2 protein-coding genes are annotated in these 1,989 nt (G+C 77.4%); both read left to right on the top strand.

Annotation, left to right across the window (positions count from 1 at the left end):
* The coding region (locus tag AOK18_RS24100; RefSeq protein ID WP_055695695.1) for an HdeD family acid-resistance protein at positions 1–634 on the top strand (634 nt) is incomplete at its 5' end.
* 94 nt (positions 635–728) lie between these two features.
* Positions 729–1,989, top strand: a 1,261-nt coding sequence (locus AOK18_RS24095; protein ID WP_055695694.1) for a hypothetical protein, incomplete at its 3' end; no start/stop codon positions are given.

The raw sequence follows: 1,989 nt of genomic DNA, 5'->3' as shown, positions 1-1,989 counted from the left end.
ACGCGGAACCGTCGCCCGGCCCGGGGCCCGCCCCGCCGGTCCGGGCGACGGTTCCGCGTACGGACTCGCGCGGCTCGGCCGTTCGTGGACCTGGATCCTCGGCTCGGCCGTCGCGACGCTGGTGCCGGGCGTCCTGGTCCTGGTCTGGCCGGAGGGGACCCTGCACGTCCTGGCCGTCCTGGTCGGCCTGTACCTGCTGGTGACCGGGGCGTTCCGGTTCGTGGCCGTCTTCGGCCGGGAGGAGCCCGGGGAACGGCTCCCGGGGCTGCTCCTGGCCGTGCTGTACGTCCTGGCCGGGGTGCTGTGCCTGCGCCACCCGCTGCAGACCGTCGCCGCGCTCTCGCTGATCGTCGGCGTCGTCTGGCTCGTGTCCGGCATCCTCACCCTCTACACGGCCCTCGCCGCCCGGGACCTGCCGCACCGCGGCGTCGTCCTGGGCGTCGCGCTGCTCGGCATCGTCGCGGGGATCGTGGTGCTCGCCCTGCCGGCGGAGTCGGCCCGCGCCCTGACCCGGCTGCTCGGCCTGTGGCTCGTCCTGCTCGGCCTGGCCGAGGCGGCGGTCGCCCTCGCGTGGCGGGCCGCCCTCGGCAGGACACGCACCACGGGGCCGCACGCTCCCGCCGGAGCGGCCTGACACCGCGCCCGGACCCGGGCGGGCACCCGCGCCTCCGTCCTCCCGGGCGGCGGCCGTCACGGCCGGGACGGCATCCCCGCGGAGAGGAGCACCCATGGAACCGGCCCCGGCCCCGGATCCGCCGGACCCCGGCGGAACCGCGGGCCCGCACTACGCCCTCACCGCCGAGGAACGGGCGGAGTACGAGCGACTGCGCCGGCACGCGGCGGTGCGCCACCGGCGGGTGCGCCTGGCGGGCTCCTCGGTCCTCCTCCTGTCGGCCCTGCTGCTCACGCCCCCGGCCGTCGTCGCGGCCTGGATCCAGGACACCGTCTCCGACACCGACCGGTACGTGGAGACCGTCGCGCCGCTGGCGTCGGATCCGGCCGTGCAGGAGGCCGTGATCAACCGGCTCACGGACCGCGTGATGGAGAACGTGGACGTCGGGGCGGTGACGGACTCGCTCGCCGGGGCCCTCCAGGACGCCGGGGCGCCGCCCCGCGCCGTGGCGGGGGCCGAGGCCCTCGAGGTCCCGCTGCGCGACGCGGTCGGCACCGTCGTGGAACGCACCGTCAGCCGCGTGATCACCGGCGACGACTTCCAGCGGGCGTGGGAGGAGGCCAACCGGCGCTCGCACGCCGCGGTGGTGGCCGTGCTCACCGGTACCGGCACGGGCGCCGTGCGGGCCGAGGGCGGCACCGTACAGCTGCACCTGGGAGAGGTCGTCGACCGGGTGCGGGAGCGGCTCGTCGACGCGGGCTTCGAGAAGGCGGCGGCCATCCCGGACACCGACCGGACGGTCACCCTGTTCCAGACCGGGGAACTGGGCAGGGCGCAGGACACGATGCGGGTGCTGGACGTCCTCGGCGCGTGGCTGCCCGTCCTGACCGTCGTCCTCGCCGCGCTCGCCGTGTGGACCGCCCCGGCCCACCGCGTGATGCTGATGATCACCGGGGCGGGCACCGGCGTGATGACGGCGGTGCTGCTCGTCGCGCTGGCCGTGGCCCGACGGGCCTACCTGGACTCGGTCCCGCCCGCGGCGCTGCCGCCCGACGCGGCGGCGGCGGTCTACGACACGTTCGTCCGCTTCCTGCGCGACAGCACGCGCACCCTGCTGGTCGTCTCGGTGATCACGGCGCTGGTGGCGTACCTGTACGGTCCCGGCCGCCCCGCCCGTGCCGTCCGCGCGGCGGCGCGGCGGGGCACGACGGCCGCCGGCCGGGGGCTGCGCCGCGCCGGAGTGCGCACCGGGTCCCCCGGACGCCTGCTGGCGGACCACCAGGCGTGGACCACCGGCGGCGCCTTCGCGGCCGGGGCGCTGGTGCTGCTGCTCCGGAACCACCCCACGGTCGGGGCGGTGGCGCTCGTCCTCGGCG

Origin of the sequence: Streptomyces prasinopilosus, assembly GCF_001419695.1 — a bacterium.
In the GTDB taxonomy this organism is placed as follows: Bacteria; Actinomycetota; Actinomycetes; order Streptomycetales; family Streptomycetaceae; genus Streptomyces; species Streptomyces prasinopilosus.
Note: the sequence above shows the minus strand (reverse complement) of the source record. Positions and strands in the feature narration are given on the sequence as shown.